This is a genomic window from Lentzea roselyniae (assembly GCF_039537795.1).
Classification (GTDB): Bacteria; Actinomycetota; Actinomycetes; order Mycobacteriales; family Pseudonocardiaceae; genus Lentzea; species Lentzea atacamensis.
Window position 1 is genome coordinate 24823 of the sequence record NZ_BAABBE010000051.1, and the last position, 8572, is coordinate 33394.

7 protein-coding genes are annotated in these 8572 nt (G+C 68.0%); all 7 read left to right on the forward strand.

Annotation, left to right across the window (positions count from 1 at the left end):
* The first annotated feature begins 564 nt into the window (after positions 1-564).
* The 7 genes from ABFX45_RS42955 (at position 565) to ABFX45_RS42985 (ending at position 8483) form a co-directional block, all read left to right on the forward strand.
* Positions 565-2175, forward strand: coding sequence for an acyl-CoA carboxylase subunit beta (locus ABFX45_RS42955; protein WP_346136822.1), 1611 nt, complete (start codon positions 565-567; stop codon positions 2173-2175).
* 307 nt (positions 2176-2482) lie between these two features.
* On the forward strand, positions 2483-4597 hold the full coding sequence (locus ABFX45_RS42960) for an aldo/keto reductase (RefSeq protein ID WP_346136824.1): 2115 nt from the start codon (positions 2483-2485) through the stop codon (positions 4595-4597).
* Positions 4594-5010 (forward strand): nuclear transport factor 2 family protein, encoded by a 417-nt coding sequence (locus ABFX45_RS42965; RefSeq protein ID WP_109636610.1) that lies wholly within the window; start codon positions 4594-4596, stop codon positions 5008-5010. The genes ABFX45_RS42960 and ABFX45_RS42965 overlap by 4 nt, the downstream gene beginning before the upstream one ends.
* On the forward strand, positions 5003-6478 hold the full coding sequence (locus tag ABFX45_RS42970; protein WP_346136826.1) for an FAD-binding oxidoreductase: 1476 nt from the start codon (positions 5003-5005) through the stop codon (positions 6476-6478). The genes ABFX45_RS42965 and ABFX45_RS42970 overlap by 8 nt, the downstream gene beginning before the upstream one ends.
* Before the next feature lie 273 nt (positions 6479-6751).
* On the forward strand, positions 6752-7879 hold the full coding sequence (locus ABFX45_RS42975; RefSeq protein WP_346136828.1) for an ABC transporter substrate-binding protein: 1128 nt from the start codon (positions 6752-6754) through the stop codon (positions 7877-7879).
* A gap of 19 nt (positions 7880-7898) precedes the next feature.
* A complete protein-coding gene (locus ABFX45_RS42980) occupies positions 7899-8309 on the forward strand; it encodes a hypothetical protein (RefSeq protein ID WP_346136830.1) in 411 nt (136 codons plus the stop codon).
* A gap of 15 nt (positions 8310-8324) precedes the next feature.
* Positions 8325-8483, forward strand: coding sequence for an FAD-dependent monooxygenase (locus tag ABFX45_RS42985; protein ID WP_346136832.1), 159 nt, complete (start codon positions 8325-8327; stop codon positions 8481-8483).
* Positions 8484-8572: the final 89 nt, after the last annotated feature.

Sequence of the window (8572 nt, forward strand, 5' to 3'; positions counted from 1 at the left end):
TTATGCCACGCGGTGAATCGAATGCAGCGGGACGGTCACGGCAAGTGAGAGACCGGCGCCGATGACGCACGCGAGGGTGAGAACCTCGGCGATCGGTTTCCCGGCTCCCAGACCGAGGAATACAGTCGCAGACCGCTGTTTTGACTACGGCCCCGGAGAAATGCGAATGACGTAGCAAATGCCGTCACCGCACCATCGCCCACATCGGATCGGTCCTTACTGGACCTTCCGTCCAAGGGCGCAGACGTGTGGTGAAGACAGCCGCCTGTACCGACGATCGGCGTTGCGGCGCATCACGACCGCGCATGTCGGCGGAACGCCAGCCTCGACACACCGGTGATCTCACCGCGTAGCGGCGGATCCGCGCCAGCTTTTCCGGCGCCGAACCGACAGTGTCGCCACGGTGCGCTTGGTGCCTGACACGCCTCTGCACCGCACATCTTCAACACCGTCTTGACGATCAAGCGGGCTCCGCGTGGCCTGCGGCCCCGCCACGTCCTGTGACGACCGAATCCACACCGTGCACCGGTGGGGCACGTCCGCGCCCCGGCAAGGAGTCCTGCGATGAGCGACCTGATGCCGCCGATCACCGCACCAGACACGGTCTCGCACGTCCTGGCCGACGAGTCGGCTACAGCTCGCTGCGCAGCCCTCGCCGAGTTGAAGGAGACACGCAGGCGCACATCCGACGATCGGGCGACGCGCCGCCAGCACGAACGCGGCAAGCTGACCGTCCACGAACGCCTCGAGCTGCTCCTCGACGAAGGTTCGTTCCGGGAGCTGCAGGGACTGCGCAGGCACCAGGCCACCGGGTTCGGACTGGAGACCAACCGCCCGCACTCCGACGGCGTCGTCACAGGCTGGGGCACCGTCGATGGACGCACGGTGTGCGTGTACGCGCACGACTTTCGCATCATGGGCGGCTCCCTCGGTGCAGCACACGCGGCGAAGGTCCATCGCCTGATGGACATGGCCGAGACCGCAGGCGTTCCCTTGATCAGCCTCAACGACAGTGCGGGGGCACGCATCCAGGAGGGCGTGGCGGCGCTGAACGGCTACGGCGGGATCTTCGTGCGCAACGTCCGCTCCTCGGGCGTGATCCCACAGATCAGCGTGATCCTCGGCCCGTGCGCGGGGGGCGCCGCCTACTCTCCGGCACTCACCGACCTGGTCTTCATGGTCCGCCGCGTCGGGCAGATGTTCTTGACCGGGCCCGATGTCGTCAGCGCGGTGACCGGTGAACGGGTCACGACCGACGAGCTGGGCGGCGCGGACACGCACGGCACCTTTTCCGGGGTCGCCCAGTTCGTCCACGACGACGAGGCAACCTGCCTGCAGGAGGTCCGCCGGCTCATAACCTTCCTGCCGGACAACAACCAGACCCCCGCGCCCGCGTACCACTGCACCGACCCGATCGACCGGCCGAACGGCCGGCTGGTCGAGCTGGTCCCCACAGACCCGAGCCGCTGCTACGACATGCTCGAGGTCGTCGAAGAGATCGTCGACGACGCGGACTTCCTGCAGGTCCACGAGGACTGGGCGAGGAACGTGCTGTGCGGGTTCGCTCGCATCGGTGGACAAACTGTCGGGATCGTCGCCAACCAACCCCTGCACCTCGCCGGTGTCCTGGACATCCACGCCTCGGAGAAGGCGGCCCGGTTCGTGTGCCTGTGCGACGCGTTCAACATCCCGCTGCTCACCCTGGTCGACGTCCCCGGCTTCCTGCCCGGCGTCGACCAGGAGCGCGGCGGGATCATCCGCCACGGCGCCAAGCTCCTGCACGCCTACTGCGCGGCAACGGTCCCTCGCATCCAACTCATCATCCGCAAGGCGTACGGCGGCGCCTACATCGTCATGGATTCGCCGGCGATCGGCAGCGACCTCGCTCTCGCCTGGCCCACCAACGAAATCGCCGTCATGGGTCCGGAGGGCGCGGCAAGGGTCATCTTCCGCCGAGACATCACCGACGCCCACGACCCCGAGGCCGCCCTCGCGCACTTCACCAAGTTGTACCGCGACGAACTCGTCCACCCCCTGCGGGCAGCCGAGCTCGGCTATGTCGACGACGTCATCGACCCTCGTGCCACGCGCTGCGTCGTCGCTGATGCGCTCTCGGTGCTCCGCACGAAGAAGACGTCGCTTCCGTACCGCAAACACAGCATCACACCACTGTGATCGGAAAGGAGCACGAATGATCAGGTCATGTCGTGGCGACCGGGTTCGACTGGGGGTGCCGCCGGCAGTCAGCGCGGCCTCGCTCCGGGCCCGTCTCGAACAGGAGCTCGTCATCAGTCCTTCAGCAGCGCCCGAGGAACGCGAAGCTGTCCTCGTCGCGCTGTGTCAACACCTCGCCTCAGCACCCGAGCCCGCGGCACCGTGCCTCCTCTTCCCCGATGCGCCTTACCAGGCACCCACGTCCTGGAGGCTCCAGCCTCGCCGGACACGAGCGAGATGACCAGGCCCACCACGAAGGGGAAACGCCATGCCCGTCTTGTGCCGACCAGCCGTGTGGGTGCCGGAGAACACCATCTCGATGGACGAGACGCTGTCGATGTGCCGACGGTTGCACCCGCGCCACGAGAAGCTGCCCCTCGTTCTGCGCATGATCGAGAACACGGGTGTCGCCAGGCGGCATCTGATCCAGCCGCTCGAGCAGACGCTTCGTCACCACGGTTTCGAGGCGCGTAACGAGCTCTACGTCCGTGAGGCCCAGGCGCGCATCCCGGCAGTGGTGAGGCAAGCGCTGGCGTCGGCCGGTGTGTCCGAACGCGACATCGACGCGATCGTGTTCGTCTCCTGCACCGGCTTCACGATGCCTCCGCTCACTGCTTGGATGATCAACGAACTTGGATTCCAGCACGACACCAGGCAGATACCGATCGCTCAACTCGGTTGCGCGGCGGGCGGAGCAGCGATCAACCGGGCCCACGACTTCTGCGTCGCCCACCCGGACGCCAACGCACTGATCGTCACCTGCGAGTTCTGCTCCCTGTGCTACCAGCCAACCGACACCGACGTCGGCGCGCTGTTGTCCGACGGACTGTTCGGCGACGCGATCGCCGCCGCCGTGGTGCTCGGCGGACCAGGCGACGGGATGCGGTTGGAACGCAACGCCGCGCACCTGGTGCCCGGGACCGAGGACTGGATCGCGTACGACGTGCGGGCGACCGGTTTCCACTTCCGGCTGGACAAGCGGGTACCGGGCACGATGTCCATGCTGGCGCCCGCGCTGCACGCGCTGGCGGACGCCCACGGCTGGGATTCTTCCAATTTGGACTTCTACATCATCCACGCCGGTGGCCCGCGCATCCTGGACGACCTCAGCCACTACCTGGGCGTGCCACGGGGCGCCTTCCGGCACAGCCGGGCAACCCTCACCGAGTACGGCAACATCGCCTCCGCGGTCGTGCTCGACGCGCTGCGCCGGCAGTTCGACGAAGGCCTCCCCGCAGGCGCCCGCGGCATGCTCGCCGGGTTCGGGCCGGGCATCACCGCCGAAGCCTCTCTCGGCATCTGGACCACCGCCGACACCGACGGTGTCAGCGGCGCGAACGGCCGAGCCACCGACCACTTCCCCATCCCCGCCCCACGTCGGCAATGCACGTCACATCCACGAGAGAAGCCGAGGAACGCCATGACCACGTCCGTAGCGAACCCGCCCAAGACCTTCGCTCTCGGTGGTGACCGGGTCGTCAACCGCCTCGGTTACGGCGCCATGCACCTCACCGGCCCCGGATTCTGGGGTCCGCCGCAAGACCCGCAACAAGCCATCCGCCTCCTGCGCCGTGCCGTCCACGAGTTCGGCGTGAACTTCATCGACACCGCGGACTCATACGGCCCCGGCTACAACGAGCAAATCATCAGGGAGGCCCTGCACCCCTACCCCGGAGACTTGGTCATCGCCACCAAGGGCGGCATGCTGCGCAGCGGACCGGACGATTGGGTGCGTGCGGAGGGGCGCAGTCCCTACATCGTCGCGCTTGGACGCCCCGACTACCTCCGGCAGCAGGTCGAGTTGAGCCTGCATCGGCTGGGCCTGGACCGCATCGACCTCTACCAGTTGCACCGCATCGACCCCTCCGTGCCGCTCGAGGACCAGCTCGGCGTGCTCGCCGAGCTCCAGCAACAGGGCAAGATCCGCCACATCGGCCTGTCCGGCCAGCCCGAGGTCACCTTCGAGCAGCTCGACGAGGCGAGGAGAATCGTCGACATCGTCGCGGTCGAGAACCTGTACAACATCGCCGACCGCACCGGCGAGCCGATGCTGCGCCACACCGAGGAGCAGGGCATCGCGTTCATACCGTGGTTCCCGCTCGGGCACGGCGACCTGGTCGGCCCCACCGGAGTGCTGACGAGGGCCGCCGCGAAGTACGGTGTGACCGGGGCTCAGCTGGGGCTTGCCTGGCTGCTCCGACGCTCCCCCAACGTGCTCCTCATCCCCGGCACCACCTCGATCCGCCACCTGGCGGAGAACCTCGAAGCCGCTGACGTCCAGCTCGACGAGAGCCAGTGGGCGAACGTCGAGGAACTCTGCTCCCGAGCCACCGTCTGGCGACCTGAGGCCGCGGTACCGACGCAGCAAGGAGCCGCGCGGTGAGGGCCACAGCCTCGCGGACATCGCACCCGCACACCGAGATTCTGCGCGCCATCTATGCGGACCTGCCCACACTCGCCGACTACGCCGACGACGACGTCGTCCTGCACCGCGCGGACCGCACCGCCGAGGACCCCGGCCTGTGCCGAGGCGTGCAAGCAGTCGTCGCCCACGAACGTGCTCTTCTACGAGCGACTGGGAACACGCTCGTCATGGACGTGGAGCACATCACCGCCAACGACCACTTCGGCGCAGTTCTCGGGGTTCTGCGCACCAGCCGTCCTCGCGAGATCGCCATGCCGTTCTGCGGCCTGTGGCGCTTCGCCGACGGTCGCATCGTGGAGCACTGGGAGAACGCCTACGACGTCGCCGAACTGCGGGCATTGTTCACCACGAACGGGGACGGTCATGATTGACACCGGTGTCAACCGCACAGTCGTCGCTGCTCGTGCACTCGACGAGACGTTGCGCGCCCAGCTGGTCATCGAGCTCTCGTCCGGTTTCAAGGGCCCGTTGATCCACCCGGACAGCGCCGGCTACGACGTGGCACGCGCCGTCTGGAACGGGATGATCGACAAGCACCCCGGCCTGATCGCACGATGCGTCGACACCAAGGACGTGGTCATCGCCGTCAACGCGGCACGCCGACTGGGCGTCGCCGTCGCGGTCCGTGGCGGCGGTCATTCGGTGGCGGGAAAATCTCACGTGGACGGCGGTCTGACCATTGACCTGAGCCTGATGCGCCGCGTGCAGGTCGACGTGGCACAGCATGTGGTGCACGCCGAGGGCGGCTGTCTGCTCAAAGACCTGGACGAAGCCACCGAACCGCACGGCCTCGCCGTTCCGCTGGGCACCGTCTCCGAGACGGGACTCGGTGGCCTCGCACTGGGTGGTGGTGCCGGATGGCTCACCCGCAAACACGGACTGACGTGCGACAACTTCCACTCGGTCGAAGTCGTCACGGCCAACGGTGAGATCGTCGAAGCCTCCCCGGAGCGGCACCCGAGCCTGTTCTGGGCGCTGCGCGGCGGAAGCGGCAACTTCGGCATCGTCACCCGGTTCACCCTTCGAGCCCACCGTCTCGGCCCGCCCATGCGGATCGGCGTGAGCCTGTACCGCCCCGAGGACGCCGCACAGGCGCTGGGCGAGTACGCGGCCCTGGCGCCCACGCTGCCGCGCATCGTCGGGTGGCACGGCGCGCTCAAACGCCACATGCCGCCGCTGCCGTTCGTGCCTGACCACCTCGTCGGAGAGCGGCTGCTGATGCTGTTCTCCATGTGGCTTGCCGACGCCGGCGATCCCGAGAGCGTCAAGTACGCCGAACGCCTGTGCCGAACGGGCAATCCCTGTCTGACCACCATGACCGTGCTGCCGTTCGGCACCGGCATGCAGAAGGCCCTCGACCCGGAGTTCGCCGACGGCCACCGCTACTACACCAAACAGTTCCACCTCGGGGCCCTCAGCACCGAGATCGTCCGCCTCCTGGTCGACTTCTGGGCCACCATGCCCATGCGTGGTGAAGCCCAGATCATCCAGCTCGGCGGCGCGATGACCGACGTGCCGGAAGACGGATCCGCGTTCGCCAACCGCGCCGTCCCCTGGTGGCTCAACGTCGTCCTGCACTGGGACGACGCGGCCTGCGATGACGCGTACTTCGACCAGACCCGCGAATTCGCGGTGAAGCTCACTCCCCACGTGGCCCCCGGCGCGTACATCAACAGCCTCAACGCCGACGAGGCCGACCGCGTCGTCGATGCCTACGGCGGGCCGCAGAAGTACACCCGGCTCGGCCGGCTCAAAGCCCGCTATGACCCGCACAACCTGTTCCGCATCAACCACAACATCGAACCCGTGCACCTGAGCACCGCAGCCGGCTCGCGGTGAGGTGGTCCTCGTCGCCCGGGGGTCCAGCTGCCCGTCGCGGCAGTCTCCATCGACTGCGGACCGGGTCAGAGTCGTTGCGCCACAAGGGATACATCGCTGCGACACCATTGTATACAGTCGTCAGACAGTCTGGTACCCCAAGAAGGCGACCTGTCGACGGTTGCCACCGTACGCACCACTCGATCAGGTGATCACCGGTTCAGTTGGCGCTCTGGCGTCCTCTGCAGAGTGACGATCGCGTGCGGGCTTCGGCCTGGCGTGCATGATGCGTGCATGGCCGACACCCGACTGTCCCGGCGCGCGGCTCTCGGCAGTGGGCTCGCCGCCGCCGTGAGCCCACTGTTCGGCGCTACCTCCGGCGCGGCGGAGGAGAAGCCTCTGAAGATCGGCGTCCTGGTCGACACCAGCGGCCCGGCGTCGATCCACGGCGAACGACAGCTGCTCGGTGTGCGGTACCAGGCGGAGCTGATCGGGCGGGGCGTACAGCTCGACGTGCGCGACACCAAGGGCGACGTCGAGACGACCCGAGCCGAGGCCGTCGCGTTGCTGCGCGACGGGGTGGACGGGCTGATCGGGACATCGATGCCGGCAACGGCCGCGGTCGTCGCGGAGGAGGCGCAGACGGCGGGCGTGCCCCTGGTCGTGCCGACCACCGTCCTGCCACCGTTGCCCCCGTTCGCGTTCTCCAGCGCCGCCACGCCGCTGCAGGCGCGGCGCCAATGCATGCGCGCTGTCCGTGGGGCTTCGGCGCGCCGGACGGCACTGTTGATCGCCGACACGCTCGCCACAGACCAGGCGCTCAAGGTGTACGCGGAACAGGCCGCGGCGGAGGGTGTCGAGCTCGTGACCGTCACGAAGTTCACCACGTCGGCCACCACGCTGACTGAGCCCGTGACCACGTTGCTGGAGCAGAAACCCGAGGCCGTCATCGTCGCGGCGCCGCCACCGTTCAACGGACTGGCGGCGCGGACCTTGCGCGAGCTGAAATGGCCGGGTGTGATTTGCTGCGGCCCGGCCGCCGGTCATCCCGGCTTCCTGCAGGCCGCGGGCGAGGCTGCCGAGGGTGTCCGTGTGCCGGCTCCGTGGCTGCTGCTGGCGGACCGGATTCCGGACACGGTGCCGAACAGTTGGGTGGTGCGGGCGTTCGTGGCGAGTTTCGTGCCGAAGCACGGCCCGGTCGGCACGTTCCTCGGCTACGGGGTGGACGCCGTGGGCATGCTGTACCACGCGTACGCGGGCCATCGCGACCGGCAGCGCGCCAGAGCGACCCTCGAGCACATGACTTACGTCGGCGTGAGTGGCGTGTTCCGGATGTCGCCGGACAACCACTCCGGTCTCGACGACGCCGCGCTCATGACCTTCATAGCCCGGAACGGCCAGTGGGTGGCGGACGGCGCCTGAGCATTCGGACGGAGGAGCCGTGCCTGCTGGCCGGGTGAGCGAACGGATCGGCGGGGCGATCACCGCGCTGGGGATCGCCGCGGGGATGTTGTCGGTCCGGCACACTGCGGGCCATGTCGCCGACAAGGCGTACAAAGGTCTGGAAGTTCCTCAGGGCGCGGGACATGTGCGCTACCACATGGTGCGCGAGGCGGTGATCACTACGACGGCACTGTCCACAGTGGTCATGGGGGTGGCGGCCGGACCTGGGCGCGACCGTGCGATGTGGCGCGCGATGGCCACCATCGGAATCGGCTACTCGGCGGCGATGTGGTCGGCCCGGCCGATCAGCGGGACGTGGGCGCCCAACCGGAAGGCTCTGGTGGTGCACGCGGTGTCGACGGCAGGGCTCTGCATCGGGGTGTGGCTGCTTCGGCCGGCACGGCGGTAGCCAGGACAACGCGTCATGTCCGCGGAGGTGATCGTAGCGGGAGGAGGCCCGGTCGGGCTCGCGACGGCGGCCCTGCTGGACGCCGCCGGTGCCCAGGTCGAGGTGTTCGAACGCGATCACGGCACTGGCCGGCGTTCTAAGAGTTCCTATCAAAGGATCTTGATGTGCCTGTAGCAGATGATGCAGGTTGCCAAGCCGAGGAACGCTTCGTGGATGTCATCGCGGCGCTCCCAGCGAATACGCAGCCGCTTCATGCCGTGGTA